Annotated in this window: 17 protein-coding genes; 7 read left to right on the forward strand and 10 right to left on the reverse strand. The window is 55.6% G+C overall.

The window, feature by feature from the left end; genetic code table 11:
• The first annotated feature begins 9 nt into the window (after positions 1-9).
• The 3 genes from cdd to ACQG1K_RS14735 all read left to right on the forward strand — a co-directional run bounded on the left by cdd (position 10) and on the right by ACQG1K_RS14735 (position 3,043).
• Positions 10-894, forward strand: a complete 885-nt coding sequence (gene cdd / locus ACQG1K_RS14725; RefSeq protein ID WP_367076036.1) for a cytidine deaminase — start codon at positions 10-12, stop codon at positions 892-894.
• A gap of 127 nt (positions 895-1,021) precedes the next feature.
• A complete protein-coding gene (gene sanA / locus ACQG1K_RS14730) occupies positions 1,022-1,732 on the forward strand; it encodes an outer membrane permeability protein SanA (RefSeq protein ID WP_022648693.1) in 711 nt (236 codons plus the stop codon).
• Positions 1,733-1,885: 153 nt separating this feature from the next.
• Positions 1,886-3,043 carry a DDE-type integrase/transposase/recombinase gene (locus tag ACQG1K_RS14735; RefSeq protein WP_023305267.1) on the forward strand — a complete coding sequence of 386 codons (1,158 nt, stop codon included), beginning with the start codon at positions 1,886-1,888 and terminating at the stop codon, positions 3,041-3,043.
• Between the two features lie 114 nt (positions 3,044-3,157).
• Here ACQG1K_RS14735 and mglC read toward each other — a convergent pair whose 3' ends face one another.
• From mglC to ACQG1K_RS14770, 7 genes are all read right to left on the reverse strand, one after another.
• Positions 3,158-4,168 carry a galactose/methyl galactoside ABC transporter permease MglC gene (gene mglC / locus ACQG1K_RS14740; protein WP_022648694.1) on the reverse strand — a complete coding sequence of 337 codons (1,011 nt, stop codon included), beginning with the start codon at positions 4,166-4,168 and terminating at the stop codon, positions 3,158-3,160.
• 15 nt (positions 4,169-4,183) lie between these two features.
• Complete coding sequence (mglA, locus tag ACQG1K_RS14745) at positions 4,184-5,704, reverse strand: galactose/methyl galactoside ABC transporter ATP-binding protein MglA (protein ID WP_003859320.1); 1,521 nt, start codon at positions 5,702-5,704, stop codon at positions 4,184-4,186.
• A gap of 79 nt (positions 5,705-5,783) precedes the next feature.
• Positions 5,784-6,782, reverse strand: coding sequence for a galactose/glucose ABC transporter substrate-binding protein MglB (gene mglB, locus ACQG1K_RS14750; protein ID WP_022648695.1), 999 nt, complete (start codon positions 6,780-6,782; stop codon positions 5,784-5,786).
• A 295-nt stretch (positions 6,783-7,077) separates the two neighbouring features.
• Positions 7,078-8,100: an HTH-type transcriptional regulator GalS gene (gene galS, locus ACQG1K_RS14755; protein ID WP_003859324.1), complete on the reverse strand. Its 1,023-nt coding sequence runs from the start codon at positions 8,098-8,100 to the stop codon at positions 7,078-7,080.
• Between the two features lie 155 nt (positions 8,101-8,255).
• Positions 8,256-9,413 (reverse strand): DUF418 domain-containing protein YeiB, encoded by a 1,158-nt coding sequence (yeiB, locus tag ACQG1K_RS14760; protein ID WP_199160162.1) that lies wholly within the window; start codon positions 9,411-9,413, stop codon positions 8,256-8,258.
• An 18-nt stretch (positions 9,414-9,431) separates the two neighbouring features.
• Entirely contained in the window at positions 9,432-10,100 is a 669-nt protein-coding gene (folE, locus tag ACQG1K_RS14765; protein ID WP_017383384.1) for a GTP cyclohydrolase I FolE, read from the reverse strand.
• A gap of 102 nt (positions 10,101-10,202) precedes the next feature.
• Positions 10,203-11,351, reverse strand: a complete 1,149-nt coding sequence (locus ACQG1K_RS14770; protein ID WP_367076107.1) for a YbfB/YjiJ family MFS transporter — start codon at positions 11,349-11,351, stop codon at positions 10,203-10,205.
• 137 nt (positions 11,352-11,488) lie between these two features.
• Here ACQG1K_RS14770 and fghA point away from each other — a divergent pair, with 137 nt between their 5' ends.
• Positions 11,489-12,316 carry an S-formylglutathione hydrolase gene (gene fghA, locus ACQG1K_RS14775; RefSeq protein WP_038416422.1) on the forward strand — a complete coding sequence of 276 codons (828 nt, stop codon included), beginning with the start codon at positions 11,489-11,491 and terminating at the stop codon, positions 12,314-12,316.
• A 261-nt stretch (positions 12,317-12,577) separates the two neighbouring features.
• Positions 12,578-14,563: a ligand-gated channel protein gene (locus ACQG1K_RS14780; protein ID WP_367076108.1), complete on the forward strand. Its 1,986-nt coding sequence runs from the start codon at positions 12,578-12,580 to the stop codon at positions 14,561-14,563.
• 54 nt (positions 14,564-14,617) lie between these two features.
• Here the strand turns inward: ACQG1K_RS14780 and ACQG1K_RS14785 are convergent, their stop codons facing one another.
• Both ACQG1K_RS14785 and yieE read right to left on the reverse strand, forming a co-directional pair.
• Positions 14,618-16,087, reverse strand: coding sequence for an amino acid permease (locus ACQG1K_RS14785; RefSeq protein WP_022648700.1), 1,470 nt, complete (start codon positions 16,085-16,087; stop codon positions 14,618-14,620).
• Between the two features lie 170 nt (positions 16,088-16,257).
• Positions 16,258-17,124: a DNA-binding transcriptional regulator YeiE gene (gene yieE, locus ACQG1K_RS14790; RefSeq protein ID WP_045308655.1), complete on the reverse strand. Its 867-nt coding sequence runs from the start codon at positions 17,122-17,124 to the stop codon at positions 16,258-16,260.
• A gap of 97 nt (positions 17,125-17,221) precedes the next feature.
• Between yieE and ACQG1K_RS14795 the strand changes: the two genes are divergently transcribed.
• Both ACQG1K_RS14795 and nfo read left to right on the forward strand, forming a co-directional pair.
• Complete coding sequence (locus ACQG1K_RS14795; RefSeq protein WP_271074993.1) at positions 17,222-18,268, forward strand: YeiH family protein; 1,047 nt, start codon at positions 17,222-17,224, stop codon at positions 18,266-18,268.
• Positions 18,269-18,332: 64 nt separating this feature from the next.
• On the forward strand, positions 18,333-19,190 hold the full coding sequence (gene nfo / locus ACQG1K_RS14800; protein ID WP_032623904.1) for a deoxyribonuclease IV: 858 nt from the start codon (positions 18,333-18,335) through the stop codon (positions 19,188-19,190).
• Between the two features lie 74 nt (positions 19,191-19,264).
• Here the strand turns inward: nfo and fruA are convergent, their stop codons facing one another.
• Complete coding sequence (gene fruA / locus ACQG1K_RS14805) at positions 19,265-20,950, reverse strand: PTS fructose transporter subunit IIBC (RefSeq protein WP_367076111.1); 1,686 nt, start codon at positions 20,948-20,950, stop codon at positions 19,265-19,267.
• Positions 20,951-20,964 lie beyond the last annotated feature (14 nt).

Below are 20,964 nucleotides of genomic sequence, written 5' to 3' on the forward strand. Positions count from 1 at the left end.
GGCAACGTCATGCATCCACGTTTTCAAGCTGCTTTCTCTCAGCTTGCAGAGAATTTGCAATCAGCCCTGGCTCCGGTTCTGGCGGATGCGCATTTCCCCGCCCTGCTGACGGCAGATCAGGTCACGACGCTTAAACAGGCAACGGGGCTGGACGAAGACGCGCTGGCTTTCGCCCTGCTGCCGCTGGCGGCTGCTTGCGCCCGCGCTGACCTTTCCCATTTTAACGTAGGCGCAATTGCGCGCGGCGTGAGCGGGACCTGGTACTTCGGCGGGAACATGGAGTTTCTCGGTGCGACCATGCAGCAAACCGTTCATGCGGAGCAGAGTGCCATCAGTCACGCCTGGCTGCGCGGCGAAAAGGCCCTGCGCGCCATCACCGTCAACTATACCCCTTGCGGCCACTGCCGCCAGTTTATGAATGAGCTGAACAGCGGTCTTGAACTGCGTATCAACCTGCCGGGACGCGCGCCGCATACGCTGGGTGATTACCTGCCGGATGCTTTTGGCCCTAAAGATCTTGAGATCAAAACCCTGCTGATGGACGAGCAGGACCACGGTTACGCGCTCTCAGGGGATGCGCTCAGCGAAGCGGCCATTGCCGCCGCCAATAAAAGCCACACGCCATACAGCAAATCACCAAGCGGCGTCGCCCTTCAGTGCCGCGACGGCCGCATCTTCACCGGCAGCTATGCAGAGAACGCCGCGTTTAACCCGACGCTGCCTCCGCTCCAGGGCGCCCTGAACCTGCTCAGCCTGAACGGGTTTGACTACCCGGATATTCAGCGCGCGATCCTCGCTGAAAAGGCCGATGCACCGCTGATCCAGTGGGACGCGACCGCAGCCACGCTGAAAGCGCTGGGCTGTTCAACCATCGACCGCGTGCTGCTGGCATAATCTGTTCGGCGGGCAGATTTGCCCGCCAGTCTGACGAAAAACCCCTCAGTTGAATCGCTGTTTCTTGCGCTAACCAGGCGGGTACAGTAGCCTGAGGGAAATTTCATCATCGGTACGAGCCATCTGCATGTTAAAGCGCGTGTTTTACAGCCTGTCTGTCCTGGTCGGCATACTGCTGTTGATCGTGCTGGGTCTCGACCGCTGGATGAGCTGGAAAACAGCTCCCTACATTTTTGATGACCTACAGGACCTCCCCTACCGCCAGGTTGGCGTAGTGCTTGGCACCGCCAAGTATTACCGCACCGGCGTCATCAATCAGTATTACCGGTATCGTATTCAGGGCGCACTGAACGCCTATAACAGCGGCAAGGTGAACTATCTGCTGTTAAGCGGCGATAACGCCCTGCAAAGCTATAACGAGCCGGTGACGATGCGCAAAGATTTGATTGCCGCAGGCGTCGACCCGGCCGATATCGTGCTCGACTACGCCGGGTTCCGCACGCTTGATTCCATCGTGCGTACCCGCAAGGTGTTCGACACCAACGATTTCATCATCATCACCCAGCGTTTCCACTGCGAGCGGGCGCTGTTTATCGCCCTTCATATGGGGATCCAGGCCCAGTGCTACGCCGTGCCGTCGCCAAAGGATATGTTGAGCGTGCGCGTACGCGAGTTTGGCGCCCGTTTTGGCGCGCTGGCTGACCTGTATCTGTTCAAACGTGAACCGCGCTTTTTAGGCCCGCTGGTGCCGATCCCAACGATGCACGAAGTGCCTGAAAATGCGCAAGGTTATCCGGCGGTGACGCCGGAGCAGCTGCTGGAAATGCAGAAGAAGTAATAACTGATGTCGGGTGGCGGCTTCGCCTTACCCGACCTACGATCGCGATTTTGTAGGCCCGGTAAGCGTCGGGTATGAACCGGAAACATGGGTAACACTTTAGACCGGATACATGGGTAACAGTTATAACTGGCATAGAAGAGGAGACTCGCTATGCCCTGGACTGAGACCCGACCTATGCAACGCCTTGATTTTATCCGTGCCTGCCATGCAGGTACGGATTCTTTTTCTGCCCTCTGCCGTCTCTTCGGCATCAGTCGAAAAACCGGTTACAAATGGCTTCAGCGTTTTGACCCCTCTGACCTGTCATCTCTCTCTGACCGGTCGCGTGCTCCGCACTCCCACTCCCGGACAGTTCCTGATGATATCGCCGGGCAGCTTACGGCCCTGAGGCAAAAACACCCTGACTGGGGCCCCAAAAAACTGCGGATGTGGCTGCTCAATCATCACGTCGATTTTACCGTCCCCGCTGCCAGTACTATCGGCGATATCCTCAAGCGTGAAGGCCTGGTTCCGGATAAAAAGCGAAAACGCAGAACCCCGGGCAATCGCCAGCCCCTGACCATCATCAGTGAGAACAATCAGGTCTGGAGCGCTGATTTTAAAGGCAAGTTCAGGCTGCTGAGCCGGAAATACTGTCATCCCTTCACCCTCACCGACAATCACAGCCGGTATCTTCTGAGCTGCCGGGGAGCAGACCGGGAGAGCGAGCCCTTCGTCAGGCAGTGCCTGACGGATGCGTTCCTGGAGTACGGTCTGCCGGAAGTCCTGAGAACGGATAATGGTCAGCCTTTCGCAGGAACAGGTATCGCCGGGTTAAGTCGCCTTGCAGTCTGGCTGATAAAGCTGGGCATCAGACCGGAACGCATCAGAAAGGGGCATCCGGAAGAAAACGGCCGTCATGAGCGAATGCATCGTTCGCTGAAAAGTGCAGTAAAACAGGGCAACATATTTATGACGATGGAAGAACAACAGCGGTGGTTCAGTGGCTACCGGGAAGAGTTTAACTACGAAAGGCCGCATGAAGCCCTGGCGGGTGCAACGCCCGGAACGGTATGGCAACCCTCAGGCCGGCACTGGGATGGCAGGGTTCCTGAATATGCTTATCCGGAAGGAGGTACGGTCTACAGGGTGAAATCAAGGGGGACACTCTATATGGGGAAAAAGGGGACGGTGTTCCTGAGTGAAGCGCTGACTGATGAGTACATCATGCTGGAAGAACAAGATGATGGCCTGGAGGCCATCATCTTTAATGGAATAACGCTTGCGTACTACGACCGAAAAACCCAGAGTGTGCTCCGGATAGACTGAAAAGTGTTACCTATGTTCCCGGTCTGATCTGTTACCTATGTATCCGGTCATACAGTCGCGCCACCGGGCAAAAAAAGGCCCGCGACGTGAGCGGGCCTTTCCATTCTGAAGAACTTATTTCTTACGCGCGTACTTCAGTGAATCCAGGGCAACCGCGAAGATAATGATCGCGCCCTTGATGATGTACTGCCAGTACGGGTTCACGCCGATGTAGGTCAGGCCGTAGTTGATCACGGTGAAGATGATCACACCGGTCACCACGCCCAGCACGGTACCCACGCCGCCGCTGAAGGAGACGCCGCCGACCACGCAGGCCGCAATCGCATCCAGCTCGTACATAAAACCGAGGTTGTTGGTGGCAGAGCCGATACGGCCTGCTTCCAGCATCCCGCCGAAGGCGTAGAACACACCGGACAGGGCATAAATCATCAGCAGGTTCAGAGCCACGTTGACGCCGGAGACTTTCGCCGCTTCCGGGTTGCCGCCGATAGCAAAGATGTTTTTACCGAAGCGGGTTTTGTTCCACAGGATCCAGACGAACGCCACCGCAATCAGCGCATAGAAGGTGATATAGGAGAGACGGAAGCTGCCCAGCGCAACAAACCCCTGCGTGAAGGTCGAGAAGCCGCTTTCGAAGCCAGAGATTGGAGACGCGCCGACGAAATCGTAGTACAGGGAGTTGATACCATAAACGATGATCATCGTGCCAAGCGTGGTGATGAATGGCGTCACGTTCAGGTAAGCAATGATGATGCCGTTAATCAGGCCAATTACCGCGCCGATGGCGCATACGATCAGGATCACCACGAAAATCGGCATGGTCGCCATCTCCGGGAACACCTTGTTGGCGTTTTCCATCGACTGCAACAGGGTTGCCGCAATAACCGCCGCCAGACCCACCTGGCGCCCTGCCGAAAGGTCTGTCCCCTGGGTAACGATGAGCCCTGCCACGCCCAGTGCGATGATAATACGTACGGAAGACTGGGTCAGAATATTACTTAAGTTCAGCAGACTTAAGAACGTTGGGTCCTGGAAAATAATTATCGCCAGCAAGACTAAAAGAACAACGTAAATACCGCCTTCTTTCAGATAAGTGAGAAAACTTTTTTTATTTAACGCACTCATGAGGAGCCCCTGATCTTAAAGGTGCAAAGACGCAAGACGCAAAATTTCGTTTTGCGTTGTCGTTTTGGTTTCAACAATACCGGCAACGAGACCATTGCTCATAACCAGAATACGGTCTGTGATCCCTAACAATTCCGGCATTTCGGAAGAAATAATAATGATCCCTTTATCTTTTTTCGCCAGCTCTGCGATCAGCTGGTAAATCTCGAATTTTGCACCCACGTCGATACCACGCGTAGGTTCATCCAGCATCAGTATTTCAGGCTGGGTTAACAGCCAGCGACCAATAATGACTTTCTGCTGGTTCCCTCCCGAGAGTGAGCCAATTTGCGTGCGGTGGCCCGGCGTTTTCACGCGCATGGAGTCAATCACCCACTGGGTATCGCTCTTCATGCGGGAATTATCCAGCAACCCGACCTTGTTTTTGTAATTGCGAATATTAGAAATTAACGAGTTAAAGTTAATATCAAGATAAGCGTAAATACCGGTGGAACGCCGCTCTTCCGTCACCAGCGCAAAACCATTATTAATGGCTTCGTTGGCATTATGGTTGTTGATTTTCTTACCGTGCAGGGTAATGGTGCCTTCTGCTTTCTCACGGATACCAAACAGGGTTTCCACGATATCGGTGCGCTTAGCGCCCACCAGCCCTGCGATACCAAGGATCTCGCCCTTGTGCAAATCGAAAGAGACATCGCGGATGGACGGCTGACGCAGTGAGGTCAGGTTACGCACCTCCAGAATCACTTCGCCCGGCTTGTTTTCTTTATCCGGGAAGCGCTGGTTCAATGAACGGCCAACCATCATGGCGATGATCTTGTCCATGTCCAGCCCTTCCAGCGGCTGGGTGGCAATCCACTGGCCATCGCGCAGGATGGTAATTTCATCGCACAGCTGGAAGATCTCTTCCATTTTATGTGAGATATAGACAATGCCGCAGCCGCGATCTTTCAGCTTACGGATGATGGTAAAAAGGTGGTTAACCTCTTTTTCCGTTAATGACGATGTCGGTTCATCCATGATCACGATTTTCGCATCATAGGAGAACGCTTTGGCAATTTCGATCATCTGCATCTGGGAAACGGATAATGTCCCGACGCGTGCGCGCGGGTCAATATCAATATCCAGCTCATCGAAAATGGCTTTGGTGTCGCGATACATTTTATCCTGATCGACAAAGACACCTTTGGTTGGATAGCGGCCCAACCACATATTATCCATAACTGAACGTTGCAGAACCAGGTTTAATTCCTGGTGTACCATCGAGATACCGTTCTCCAGCGCTTCTTTCGCTGAATGGAAGTCGATCTCTTTTCCCTGAAAAAGAATGCTGCCAGAATCTTTTTGATAGATCCCAAAAAGGCATTTTAATAATGTTGATTTACCCGCACCGTTTTCACCCATTAACGCATGAATAGAGTGAGGACGAACTTTTAAATTAACATTATCGAGCGCCTTAACACCGGGGAATGACTTGTTAACACCGGTCATTTCCAACAAGTATTCACCGGACGACTGAGTAGTTGTGCTGACCATAATTATACCTTGTTGGCCTCGCATATCGCGTTATAAAAGGGCGCAACGAATTGCGCCCAGTGAAGACAATTCAGATAACTTATTTACCGATAAACTCAGCCAGGTTGGACTGGTCTACGCCCACGTAAGGAACGCGAACGATTTTGTTTTCAATTTTCCAGCTGGTGCCGTCAGCAGCGCCTTTACCATCAGCGAGGTTTTTCGCCAGATCGAAGGTGGCTTTCGCCTGGTTGTTAGCATCGTTCAGCACGGTACCGGCCATTGCGCCAGATTTCACCAGCGCCAGCGCTTCTGGCAGGGCATCCACACCGAATACAGGAATGGCGGATTTGTTGTGTGCTTTCAGCGCTTCAACTGCACCCATTGCCATTGCATCGTTGTTGGCGATGACCACTTCAATTTTGTTGGCGTTCGGGCCAGAGAGCCACGCATCCATCTTATCTTTCGCCTGAGCGGTGTCCCACATTGCGGTGTCTAACGCCAGCTGCTGGGTTTTCAGGCCCTTGTCGTTCAGCTCTTTAATAACGTAGGTGGTACGTGCTTCAGCATCCGGATGGCCCGGTTCGCCTTTCAGCAGAACGAACTGAATCTGACCATCTTTGTTCATATCCCAGTTTGGGTTCGCCGCCCAGTGTTTCGCAATAAGATCGCCCTGGATAATCCCGGACTCTTTGGAGTCAGTACCCACGTAATACGCTTTATCGTAGCTGTCCAGCGCTTTACGGGAAGGCTCTTTGTTGAAGAAGACAATCGGCACGTTCTGGCCGCGTGCTTTCTCGATCACCGTACCTGCCGCAGCCGGGTCAACCAGGTTAATAGCCAGCGCTTTCACGCCTTTTGCCAGAAGAACGTCAATCTGATCGTTCTGTTTAGACTGGTCATTCTGGGAGTCATTCATCAGCAGCTGCACGTCTGGCGCTGATTTAGCATCTTTTTCAATTGCTTTACGCACAACGGACATGAAGTTGTCGTCGTATTTATAGATAGTCACGCCAATACGGGTATCCGCTGCGTGTGCTGCTGCGCCAAAAAGCATGCTTGCCATGACAGCAGACAGAGTCAACACCTTCTTATTCATGGTATCTCCGGTTTTTTTTATGCAGGGTAGTTCTTGTGAAAAACGGTCGGCGGGCAGATGTTAATAAAACGTTACTGATCGCCGAAGTTCACTTATAAAATGTCCAGCTTCCGTGTTCGGTAACGCTCCAGAAATGCGTTTTATTCGTTGTTTGAGGCATTCTGGTAACGGTAAAAGTGAATAATCACCGTTACATTGTGTTTCAGCCCCTAAAACGCTGACATCATAGACAGCGGCTTGTTAAGATACTGTGAATTTACTCACAGATTGAAAACGGTTACATCACGTGATGTTATCAGTTAGTGATCGGAGCCACAGTTTGTCGAATAGCGACCGAATGGCGGCGTACTAAAGTCGGCATAAAACAATGCGTTGCGTCAGGATCTAACAGCCCTGCCGCCCCCTGTAACGCCAGCTCTGTTGCCAGTTTCGCCATCGACGCAATGGGGTAACGCACCGTTGTCAGCTGCGGATCGGTGTAACGGGCAATTGGGATATCATCAAAACCGATCAGCGATAAATGCTGCGGCACCGCAATGCCATTATCTTTCAGCGCGGTAAGCGCACCTGCCGCCATGCTGTCGTTATAGGCAAACACGGCGGTCAGCTGAAGGTTACGCCCCAGCAGTTCAACCATTGCCGCTTCACCGCCCTGCATGTCCGGCGAACCGGTACCTACCCAGCTCTCCAGCGGCGCAATGCCCTGCTCTTTCAGGGCGTTTTGCCAGCCCTCGCGGCGCATCATGTCGTCTTCAATACCGTGGCTGGAAGCCAGATAACCAATGCGTTGATGGCCGTTGCTGATGAGCATCCGCGTCGCCATCATCGCGCCGCTGATGTTATCCAGACCGACACAGCGGTGCGCATAACCGGGGACGATACGGTTGATCAGCACCATACCGGGGATCTGCTCCATAAACCCGGCCAGCTCTTCATCGCTCAGGGCTTTTGAGTGCACAATCAGGGCGTTACAGCGCTGGCGGATCAGTACCTCAATGGCATAACGCTCTTTTTCAGCCTCGTGATAGCTGTTGCCAATCAGCACATATTTCTGGTGCTGCTGAGCAACGACGTCCACCGCTTTGACCAGCGCGCCGAAGAAGGCGTCCGACACGTCCATCACCACGACGCCAATGGTATCGCTGACCTGCGTCGCCAGCGCCTGAGCATTGGCGTTTGGCCGGTACCCCAGCTGGGTCACGGCTTTCATTACGGTTTCACGCGTTTCAGGGCTGACCAGCGCACTGTTGTTCAGCACGCGGGAGACAGTAGCAACAGAAACACCCGCCTGGCGGGCGACGTCACGAATGGTGATCATATTCACCACCCTTAAAAGGATTGCAGCAACTCACAGACACCCCCTGTGTTTAGCAAGGTGGCTATTCTGGCAGCGAGAGAGAAGAGACTACGTGAAGAAGCTCACACAGATGAAAACGCTTACATCCGTTTTGTTAATGATTGTGATCCAGATCGTTATCTGGATGTATTACGCAATGACACGCCCGACGCAAGGGCGGTTAACCGTCGCCATACCCACTCCAGCGGGCCCTGGCGGAAAAAACGCAGCCAGATAACTGAAAACACCACGTTAACAATCCAGACCGGAATAACAAACGCCAGCAGCGTCAGGCGGTCGAATTTCATAAACAGGCCGAATCGGTAGAAAAGCGTGGTGCACATCAGCGTTTGCAGGATGTAATTGCTTAACGCCATCCGTCCAACGCAGGCCACCGCACTGACGATCCACAGGCGAGAAAGCCGGGGCCAGAAGCCATAGATCAGCGCCGCATAGCCAATGGTCTGGAACGGCGCGCTCAGTTCGCGCGGCACCTGCAACAGGAAGGCGCACCAGCGATAATCCCACTGAAGATGCCACTGTACGATCACCGCCGGAAGGTTAATCATCACGCCGAGCAGTACCAGGCCAGCGCCTGTGAGACGATAGTGTCGCAGGCTAAATTCTCCTTTCAGCCAGCCGGTGCGCATCAGGGCTGCGCCCATCAGCATCATCCCCGCCAGCTGCCAGCCGTATTGCGCCCCCAGCGCCAGCAGGTTATCGCCGAGCATATCGGCCCGGTTGCCGATCGCTTCCATGCCGCCTTTCAGCTTCCAGAACTGCTCATATTGCAGATTGGCCGCATCCGGGATCCACGAACGACTGGTGGAAGCATCGGCAATCATGCCAAGCAGCAATAACACGGTCAGTCCCATGACATAGAGCATCACGCCAGTGTTAAAGAGGCTTTTTACACCGGGCGCGTCGCGGATCAGCCGCCAGCAAATCAGGCCCACCAGACCATACGCGAGCAGAATATCGCCGTCCCAGAAAAGCAGCCCGTGAATAAAACCGAGGATAACCAGCAGCGTTAAACGCGACTGGATCCAGCGCGTACCGCGTTTGAGGAGAAGCTGAAGTCCCGCGCCAAACAGAAGCGCAAAGAGGGTCAGAAATTTAACCTGTGCGAAGAGATCAAGGATTGCCCACGTCCAGGCGTCGCTGCGCGTGATGTCGCCATACCATGCAGGGTTCAGATAGGCGGCCTTCGGCAGACCGAAGGCGCTGATATTCAGCAGCAGGATACCGAGAATGGCGACGCCGCGAACAAAATCGAGCGTGACGTTTCGCTCCATGGTCCCTGCCCTGTCTGATTAGTTGTGGTGGCGCACGGCGCGCAGAAACTCCTGGCGGGTGTTCTGGCTCGATTTGAACAGGCCGCCCAGCGAGGTGGTGGTAGTCGCGCTGGTTGCATCACGCACGCCACGCGCTTTCACGCAGTAGTGAACCGCGTCGATAGACACCGCCACGTTGTTAGTCCCCAACAGGGTTTGCAGTGCGGTCAGGATCTGCTGCGTCAGACGCTCCTGCACCTGAGGACGCTGGGCAAAGAACTGTACGATGCGGTTGATCTTGGACAGGCCAATGACCGTATCTTTTGGAATATAGGCCACCGTCGCTTTACCATCGATGGTCACAAAGTGATGCTCGCAGGTGCTGGTCAGCGTGATATCGCGTACCGTCACCATCTCATCGACCTTCATCTTGTTTTCAATGACGGTGATTTTCGGGAAGTTCGCGTAATCCAGGCCGGAGAAAATTTCGTCGACGTACATTTTCGCGATGCGGTGCGGCGTCTCCATCAGGCTGTCGTCGCTCAGATCGAGATTCAGCAGTTGCATGATCTCCGTCATATGGCCGGCGATCAGACTCTTGCGGGTAACATTGTCCAGCTCCTGCACGGGCGGGCGCAGTGGCGTTTCAAGACCGCGCGCAACCAGCGCTTCATGGACAAGGGCTGCTTCTTTACTGAGTGATGACATTCTTTTCTCCTGCAGGTGTGGCGTCTTTTGCCCTCGTTGTGGCAAAAGTGTGCGCTCATTGTGCGTGAGGCGACGCACATAATCCAGTATTCACGTCGATAATTATTGCAATTGCTGTTGCCTTTCAGCCTGACGGTTCCAGACTAACGCTCCGCCAGCGAACAGCGCGATCCCCGCCAGCCCCAGCGCAGGTTCCAGCCGGTGCGTGAGCCAGGTCGAGAGTGCCGACGTGACCGGACCAATCAGCTGACCAATGGCATACCCGGTGGTGAGCAGTCCCGCCATATAACGCGTATGATCTGGCGCCAGCTCGCGACCGTACAGAAGAGAGAGCTGCACGGCGCAGAGGAACCCGCCGCCCACCAGCAGCCCACCCGTTAGCAAGCCGCCAATGCCCGGCAGCAGCCAGGCCGCCAGCACGCCTATCCCCTGTAACCAGAGAACAATCGCCAGCCTGCGGTTAGCGCTTGATGTATGCCGCAGGGCAATACTGATCGCAATCCCCACCACCGAGGCGGCGCCAAATATTGGCCAGACAAACTGGGCAAACAGGCTGCCGGGGAAACGCACCGCCGCCATTTGCGACAGGAAGGTCGCAGGGAGGATATAGCCGAACCCTGCCAGGCTGTAGCTCCAGACCAGACGCCTGAGATCTGCAGTCAGCAGCAACGGCTCAGGCGCGGTACCGGGGCGATGAAGCTGGCCCGCGCGCGGCAGGTAGCGCGCCACCAGCGCAATCAGCACCAACGCCAGTACGCCGTAGATTTGCCATGCCGCGCCGGCAGACAGGGATCTCGCCTGAATATAGACCGCCAGCAGGCCACTCAGGGCGATGCCGGCCCCGGGTCCGGCAAAGACGGCTGCACTAAGCCCCGGCTTGCCCAGCTGCCCCAGCCGCTCGTTGGTCCAGGCGGCAATCAGCACCATCGACCAGCCGCTCATGCAGCCGATCACAAAGCGCAGCAGACCGTGAACGACAGCATTATCTGCCGCCGCAGAGAGCAGCGTCAGCGCCACCGCGCCAGTGATGCCAAGCCAGAGACGCGTTTCAACGAAGCGATGAGCGCGCATAGCATCCCATGCCCCCACCAGATAGCCCAGGTAGTTCATTGCCGCCACCAGCCCCGCGCTGGTGAGCGTGAGTTGCCCGGCGGCAATCATCATCGGCACCTGAGGCGTGAAGGCGAAGCGCCCTATCCCCATCGCCACGACCAGAACCACAAATCCGCTGAGCGCGATACGCAGCGCCATGATCGCTCCAATTGTTAAAGAAAAGTAAATTTATGATGCAACATCTCGCCGTCCTGCGAAAGTGAAAGTTGCTCACAGGTCAATGAAAACTCTGTATTATGCATTTTATGAATAGTCTTTCGGATAAGGAGCCCTGCATGGAACTGCTCGAAGAGCATCGTTGTTTTGAAGGTCGACAGCAGCGCTGGCGGCACGACTCCACCACGCTGAACTGTGCTATGACGTTCAGCATTTTCCTGCCCCCTGCGGACAATCCACCGGTGCTGTACTGGCTTTCAGGCCTGACCTGCAACGACGAAAATTTCACCACCAAAGCGGGCGCCCAGCGTATTGCCGCCGAACTGGGCATTGCGCTGGTGATGCCAGATACCAGCCCGCGTGGCGATGACGTGGCCGACGATGCCGGATACGATTTGGGTAAAGGCGCCGGGTTCTATCTCAACGCCACGGAACAACCCTGGGCGAGCCATTACCGCATGTATGACTACATTCGCGATGAACTCCCTGCCCTGGTGCACTCTCAGTTCGCGGTCAGCGAGCGCTGCGCGATAAGCGGACATTCGATGGGTGGCCACGGGGCGCTGATAATGGCGCTGAAAAATCCGGGGAAATACACCAGCGTGTCCGCATTTGCGCCGATTGTGAACCCAACGCAGGTGCCGTGGGGGCAAAAAGCCTTCACGCACTATCTGGGTGAGGATGCAGAGAAATGGCAGGAATGGGACAGCTGTGCGCTGTTGCTGGCAAGCCAGCCAGAAGACGCTATCCCGATGCTGGTGGATCAGGGTGATGCCGATCAGTTCCTCGCCGGGCAGTTACAGCCTGCGGTGCTGGCGGAAGCCGCGCGCCAGAAGGACTGGCCGCTGACTCTGCGCATACAGCCGGGATACGATCACAGCTATTACTTTATGGCGTCCTTTATTGAAGATCATCTTCGCTTCCATGCGACACATTTGTTCGCGTAAATACAGCTGTTTGCCCGATAGCCTCTCGCCTGTCGGGCCTTTCCCCTCATTTACATAATCCTATCCGCTTGAATCCAGCCTGTTTTCCGTCGCCCTCACTCAAACACAAATGATTTCAATTATCATTTGTGTTTACAATTCTACATTCTTTTGTACAATTCCAGGCTCTTCTCCATCTCAAAGAGTTCTTACAAGACAAAAACATACAGTTCTCAGGGTTATCCCGATGGAGTTTTTTTCATTTTTATACGGAATGTACAAATGACAATACCACGCATTAAGCTCCTGGCCGTCGCCATTGGCGCTGCCACATGTTCCCCCTTCGTTCACGCAGCCGATCAGGATACCGTTGTCGTTACCGCGACGGGTTTTGAACAAAAGATCCAGAATGCCCCCGCCTCCATCTCTGTGATTTCAAAACAGCAGATTGAAGATAAAGCCTACCGTGATGTTACCGATGCCCTGAGAGATGTCCCGGGCGTCGTCGTCACCGGCGGTGGAAGTAGCAGTGATATCAGTATTCGCGGCATGGCCTCTCAGTACACCCTGTTCCTGGTGAACGGCAAACGCGTCAGTACGCGAAGCACCCGCCCAAACAGCGACAACTCGGGTATTGAACAAGGCTGGCTGCCGCCGCTGGAGTCCATTGAGCGCATCGAGGTCATCCGCGGCCCGATGTCCTCGCTTTACGGCTCCGATGCTATGGGGGGCGTCATTAACGTCATTACCAAAAAAGTCTCGAACACCAAAGCCTGGACCGGTTCGTTGCATGGCGATGCAACCTTCCAGGAAAATCATGACTCCGGCGATATCTTCCAGACCAACGCCTACGCCTCTGGTCCCCTGATTGACGGGCTGCTGGGTGCAAAAGTGACGGGGCTGTTGTCACGCCGCGCAGAAGATAAAATCGTGAACGGCTATAACGAGCAGAAAATGCGTAACGGTGGCATTACGCTGAACTTCACGCCGGACGAGAAGAACGATTTCGATCTCGACTTTGCTCGCGAGCTTCAGGACAGAAACAGCACCCCGGGGATGTCGAAAGCGGCTGAAACCTGCCGGGGAACAACCTGTACGCCAAATACCAAAAGCGACTCGCGCTATGAGCACACGACCTACTCGTTAACCCACAGTGGTTATTACGACGACTTCAATACCACCAGCTATATCCAGCAGGAAGAGACCAATAATCCAGGTCGCAAAATGCGTTCCTACAACACCACCTTTAACAACCAGAACCAGATCTTCCTCGGCGATCATACGTTGACCCTCGGCGGACAGTACCGTTATGAGAAATTGCGCGACAACGGCAATCAGCTGGAAGCTGCTGACGGCCTGAACAAACTGACGCGCTGGAGCTGGGCCCTGTTTGCCGAAGATGAATGGTCAATGACGGAAAGCTTTACGTTGACCGGCGGCCTGCGTATGGATAAAGACCAAAACTACGGGACGAACTGGACGCCGCGCGGTTACGGCGTATGGCACCTGGCCGATCAGTGGACGTTGAAAGGCGGGGTTTCTGCTGGCTATCGTGCGCCGGATCTGCGTCAGTCGTCTGCCAGCTGGGGCCAGGTGACAGGTGGCGGCCGTCTTGACGGTATCATCGTCGGCAACCCGGATCTGAAACCCGAGAAGAGCCTGAGCGAAGAGCTCGCCCTGCTCTGGGATAACAACGATAACCTTAATGCCGGTGTGACGCTGTTTAATACCGACTTCAAGGATAAAATTACGGAAGTTCGCCGCTGTAACAGCAGCGCCGATCCCGCCTGTACGATTGGCGATCATAGCTATGATTTCGTCAGCGATCGCGTCAACGTGGACAAAGCCAATATGCGCGGTGTGGAGTCCTCCTTCGGCTGGAAAATCACGCGCGATGTGAGCTGGACTGCAAACTACACCTATACGGAATCCGAGCAGAAGAGCGGCCAGTTCTCCGGCAAGCCACTGAACAAAATGCCAAAACACATGTTCAACACCACCCTGGACTGGCAGGCGACGCCCGACGTCGGCTTCTGGAGCCGTCTGAACCTGCGCGGTAAAACGTCTGAGTACCTGAGCCGCACGTCAATGTCCCAGGGTACACCGTCCTACACTCAGGTTGATGTCGGTATGCGCTACAACGCCAACAAAAACCTGCTGGTTACTGCCGGTGTGTATAACGTGCTCGATAAGCAGATTGACTACGATACGTATGACACCGTGCTGGATGGCCGTCGCTATACCGTTGGCATGACCTACAGCTTCTGATCTGCCCATAAAAAAGCCCGCTCGATTGAGCGGGCTAAAAGAGAGGAAGTGCGGTTATTGTTTGAATCGTTCCGGGAAATCCATTTCACTGTAGCGAACGAAGCGCGTTCCTTTCGTCAGTTTGTAGCCAAACCAGATGATCAGGAACAGCGGAATGCCAATATAGGTGGCCGTGACGGCGCCCCAGTCAATGGTGTCCGCAAGGAAGGCCTCATAGTTCTGGCCCAGGGTAATGATCAGGCACAGAACAAAGGCGAAGATCGGCCCCAGCGGGAAGAACCCTGACCGGTACGGCAGGTTATTCAGATCATGACCCTGCTTGACGTATCCGCGACGGAAACGGTAGTGGCTGATGGCAATGCCCAGCCAGGCAATGAAGCCCGTCATACCAGAGGTGTTAAGCAGCCACAGGTAGACCGTCTGGTTGCCGAACATGGAGGTCAGGAAACAGAGACCCGCAATCACCGTGGTCGCATACAGCGCATTGCGTGGCACGCCACCGCGAGACAGTTTCGAGAAAATACGCGGCGCTTTACCGTCGCAGGCCAGGGTGTAGAGCATGCGGGTAGAGGCGTACATCCCGGAGTTACCCGCAGACAGTACCGCCGTCAGGATAACCGCGTTCATCACCGCCGCCGCAGAGAGCAGACCCGCGTGCTGGAAGACCAGGGTGAACGGGCTGACGCTGATGTCTTTCACATCGTTACGCAGCAGGCTTGGGTCGGTATACGGAATGATCAGGCTGATAATCAGGATCGCGAACACATAGAACAGCAGGATACGCCAGAACACCTGACGCACCGCGCGCGGGATGGTCTTCTCCGGGTTTTCGGATTCACCGGCCGCAATGCCAATCAGTTCGGTGCCCTGGAAGGAGAAGCCGACAATCATCGCCACGCCAATCATCGCCGAGAAGCCCCCGGCAAACGGCGCATCGCCTATTGTCCAGTTACTCCAGCCCGCCGGTTCGGCCCCTTTGAAAATACCAACGATCATCGCCACACCGACGACGATAAAGATGATGACGGTTGCCACTTTAATCAAAGAGAACCAGTATTCCGCTTCGCCGAAACCGCGCACGGAGATGTAGTTCAGCAGGAAGATGACCGCCAGGAACAGGGCGCTCCAGATCCAGCCTGGCGTGTCCGGGAACCACCAGGTCATCACCAGCTGTGCCGCGACCAGGTCAACGGCGATGGTCACCGCCCAGTTGTACCAGTAGTTCCAGCCCAGCGCGAAGCCGAAGCCTTCCTCAACGTATTTTTGTCCGTAGGTCGAAAACGAACCAGACACCGGCATGTATGCCGCCAGTTCGCCCAGGCTGGTCATCAGGAAGTAGACCATCAGGCCAATCAGGATATAAGAGAATAATGCCCCACCCGGGCCGGCTGCCGAAATTGTTGCGCCAGAGGCAACGAAAAGACCCGTACCGATGGAGCCGCCAATGGCGATCATCGTCAGGTGACGCGCCTTAAGTGCGCGACGTAGCGCGGGCGCTTCTGTGGTTTTAGTTTCTGAAACCATGTGAAAATGCTGTCCATTCAATAAATGAGGCGCGATTGTAGCAGACGATCTGCGTTGCTTCCGGCAGAAATGCTCAGTTATAAGAGAGCTTCATGACTCGGCCAGGATTATAAGTAAAGCATAATTTTTCCCTCTCCCCTTTGGGGAGAGGGCCAGGGTGAGGGGCGCTTTTACATCTCGCAATAGCGCAGAAAACGCTGGAGCGAGCTGGAAAGGTGTTTCTGACGATGGTGGATGCACCACAGCGTGCGCACCAGCTTCGGCAGCGGAACGGGGATCTCAACCAGAGAGCCGGTTTCCAGCTGTTCGGCGATCACCCGTCGGGAAAGACAGCTAATGCCCAGGCCATGACGTACGGCATGCTTAATGGCCTCGGAGTTACCTAACTCCATCCCTAGCTGGAACTGCGGCAGATGGGACAGCAGTAGATAATCGACAATCTCACGCGTGCCGGAGCCCTGCTCTCGCAGGATCCACTGCGCCTGCGCCAGACGCTCCAGCGTAACCTCGCCCTTGAGTAAAGAAGAGGCCGGGGAAGCAAACACCACCAGCTCATCCTCAAGCCAGGGCTCCGCAATGATATCGACGTTGTGGCACGGCCCTTCGATAAGACCGATGTCCACGCGGAAATCAATCACCGCGTTAATCACGTCCTGGCTGTTGCCGACGCTCATCTCCAGCGGCAGGGTCGGAAAATCCCGGCGGTAGCGGGCGATCACTTCCGGCAGGATGTAGTTACCGATCGTGCTGCTGGCGTAGACGCGAATAGCGCCGTTGTCCTCGCGGAACAGCTGTTCGATCTCCGTTGCCTGCTCAAGCAAGGCCAGGGCACGCGGATACAGCAGGCGGCCATGTTCGTTCACCACCAGTCGCTTTCCTACCCTGTCGAAAAGCTGGACGCCCAGTTGCCCTTCAAGATCGGTCAAGGCCGCGCTAACGGCGGACTGCGAGAGCGCCAGCATTTGTGACGCCTGGGTTGTCGAGCCGCTTTTCAGCACCTCGGCAAAAACTTCCAGCTGACGCAATGTAATGTGCATGGTTGCTTACCACTTATAAAGATTGATTATAAATATATAATCAATTTTATTTTTAAGCCAGAGCGCCGTAACCTTTAGCCAGACAAAGGAGAAGGTTATGTCAGAAATCACCTTACAACATCATCGTACAGTGTGGCACTTCGTGCCGGGTCTCGCGCTCAGCGCCGTGGTTACCGGCGTGGCCTTATGGGGTGGCAGTATACCGGCTGTTGCCAGTGCAGGGTTCAGCGCCCTGACGCTGGCCATTCTGCTCGGCATGGTGGTCGGGAACACCGTTTACCCGCACATCTGGAAATCCTGCGACGGCGGCGTGATTTTCGCCAAGCAGCATTTATTACGTCTCGGGATCATCCTTTATGGCTTCCGTCTCACCTTTTCGCAGATTGCGGATGTGGGTGTCAGCGGGATTGCCATCGACGTCCTGACCCTTTCGAGCACCTTTTTACTGGCGTGCTTTATCGGCCAGAAGATCTTTGGACTGGACAAACAGACCAGCTGGCTGATCGGTGCGGGTAGCAGCATCTGCGGCGCAGCGGCTGTACTGGCAACAGAGCCGGTAGTCAAAGCCGAAGCCAGTAAAGTCACGGTTGCCGTCGCGACGGTAGTTATCTTCGGTACGCTGGCGATCTTCCTGTATCCAGCCATGTATCCGCTGGTGGCGCACTGGTTTAGCCCGGAAACCTACGGCATTTATATCGGCTCAACCATGCACGAAGTGGCGCAGGTGGTGGCGGCAGGTCACGCCATTAACCCGGAAGCGGAAAACGCGGCGGTCATTGCCAAAATGCTGCGCGTGATGATGCTGGCCCCGTTCCTGATTTTCCTTGCGGCGCGGGTTAAACAGCTGGCTCCTGCAGGCGGCAGCGAGAAAAGCAAAATCACCATTCCGTGGTTTGCGATCCTGTTCATCGTGGTCGCTATCTTCAACTCTTTCCACCTGCTGCCAAAAGCGATGGTGGATATGCTGGTCACGCTGGATACGGTCCTGCTGGCGATGGCGATGGCGGCGCTGGGCGTCACCACGCACGTCAGCGCGCTGAAAAAAGCCGGGGCGAAACCGCTGCTGATGGCGCTGGTGCTGTTCATCTGGCTGATTGTTGGCGGCGGTGCGATTAACCTTGCAGTACACAGCCTGTTGGCATAAACCATCTCGTCCTTCTCCTGTTAACCCGCTATCATAGGCATTTCGGGTTAACAGGAGTCTTTTTATGAAATATGTTGGAGCGCACGTCAGCGCTGCCGGTGGCCTTGCGAATGCCGCCATTCGCGCCGCCGAAATCGAGGCGACCGCTTTCGCCCTGTTCACCAAAAACCAGCGCCAGTGGCGCGCAGCTCCCCTCACCGCGGAAGTGATTGATGACTTCAAAGCCGCCTGCGAGAAATACCGCTATGGGCCTGGGCAGATCCTCCCGCACGACAGCTACCTGATTAACCTCGGCCACCCGGTTGCTGAGGCGCTGGAAAAATCCCGCGAAGCATTCCTGGATGAGGTTCAGCGCTGCGAACAGCTGGGGCTGACGCTGCTGAACTTCCATCCCGGTAGCCATCTGATGCAAATCGACGAAGACGCCTGTCTGGCGCGCATCGCCGAGTCCATCAACATGACGCTGGATAAAACCCAGGGCGTGACGGCGGTGATTGAGAATACCGCCGGTCAGGGCAGCAACCTCGGCTTTAAGTTTGAGCATCTGGCGGCGATCATCGACGGCGTGGAAGACAAATCCCGCGTGGGCGTGTGCATTGATACCTGCCACGCGTTTGCCGCCGGGTATGACCTGCGCACAACCGAGGCCACAAAAAATACCTTCGAGGAGTTCGAACGTATTGTTGGCTTTAAGTATCTTCGCGGTATGCACTTAAACGATGCGAAAAGCGCGTTCGGCAGCCGCGTAGACCGTCACCACAGCCTGGGCGAAGGTAATATCGGCCACGATGCGTTCCGCTTTATCATGCAGGATGCCCGCTTCGACGGCATTCCAATGGTGCTGGAAACCATCAATCCGGATATCTGGGCAGAAGAGATTGCCTGGCTGAAGGCACAGCAGACCGCTGAACAGGCGGCATAAAAAAAGCCGGGCGCTTAACGCGACCCGGCTTTTTTGTAGGTCGGGTAAGGCGAAGCCGCCACCCGACACCTCTTTTAGGCTGCTTTTGCGACCACTTCCGCTTCCGGACGCTTCAGCACCGCGTAAGACAGACCCGCCACCAGCGTACCGGCAACAATCGCCAGCAGGTAGCCCAGCACCGGCGTGATGGCGCCAGGGATCAGCAGGACGAACAGACCGCCGTGCGGTGCCATCAGTTTCGCACCTACCGCCATGGAGATAGCTCCCGTTACCGCACCGCCGACGATACAGCATGGCAGAACACGCATTGGATCGCGCGCCGCAAACGGGATTGCGCCTTCGGTAATGAAGCACAGACCCAGCACCAGTGCCGCTTTGCCGCCTTCCTGCTGCGCTTTATCGAACTTACGACGGGCAATGATTGTCGCCAGGCCAAGTGCCAGCGGAGGCACCATACCTGCCGCCATGATCGCCGCCATAGGCGCATAGGTCTGGGTACTCAGCAGGCCAACGCCGAACGCGTATGCCGCTTTGTTTACCGGACCGCCCATGTCGGTACACATCATACCGCCGAGGATTGCGCCCAACAGCACCGCGTTCGCCGTCCCCATGGTTTGCAGCCAGTGGGTCAGACCTTCCAGAATGCCCGCGACCGGCTTACCAATCAGGTAAATCATCGCCAGACCGACCACCAGGCTGGAAATCAGCGGGATGATCAGGATAGGTTTCAGCGCCTCCATACTCTGCGGCAGCTTCAGCTTAGAGCTGATGAGCTTCGCCACGTAACCGGCAAGGAAACCGGCAATAATACCGCCGATAAAGCCAGAACCAGTGCTCACGGCCAGCATACCGCCGATAAGACCCGGCGTCAGACCCGGACGGTCAGCGATGGAGAAGGCGATAAAGCCCGCCAGCACCGGCACCATCAGCGCAAACGCGGAGCCGCCACCAATCTGCATCAACGCTGCCGCCAGCGTGCCCTGCTCTTTAAAGGCTTCGATACCAAAGGCAAAGGAGAGCGCAATACACAGGCCGCCCGCCACCACCATCGGCAGCATGTAGGAAACCCCGGTTAACAGGTGACGATAGGCACCCGCAGACTCTTTCTTACCTTCGCCAGGCGTCTTAGCCGCACCGGTCGCCTGATAAGGTTTGGCTTCCGCCAGCGCTTTATCAAACTCCTGCGCAGTTTTCTTCAGCGCCAGGCCGGTTGAGGTGCGGTACATCGGCTTACCGGCAAACTTCGCCAGATCCACTTCGATATCGGCCGCCACGATCACCAGATCGGCTTCGGCCACCTCTTCCGGCGTGATGGCATTACCCGCGCCAACAGAGCCGCGAGTTTCAACCTTCACCCACCAGCCGCGTTTTTTCGCTTCGGTTTCAATGGCTTCAGCCGCCATAAAGGTGTGAGCCACACCTGTCGGGCAGGCCGTTACCGCAACAATGCGTTTCGGCCCAGCGGTTGCGGCCGGCGCGGCCTCAACGGGTGCGCTGTAAACCGTCGCATGACCTTTTGCTTCGCTCAGAAACAGTTCAGGGTGTGCCACCGCGCGGTTAATATCGCCCAGCCATACTTTTTTGCCGTTCAGGGCGCTGTCCGCGGGGATTTTGTCGCCCAGAACAATCGCCATTTCAGCATCACCCGGGTTATCAATGATATCCAGGTGCGCTTTTTGTGCCGCCGCGCCCAGCAGGGTCTTCGCCATATAGGCACGAGCCTGTCCGAGACCGGAGTCAATGATCAGCAGCGTTTTCATTATTCCTCTCCTGC

Origin of the sequence: Enterobacter cloacae complex sp. 402C9 (assembly GCF_050030745.1) — a bacterium.
In the GTDB taxonomy this organism is placed as follows: domain Bacteria; phylum Pseudomonadota; class Gammaproteobacteria; order Enterobacterales; family Enterobacteriaceae; genus Enterobacter; species Enterobacter intestinihominis.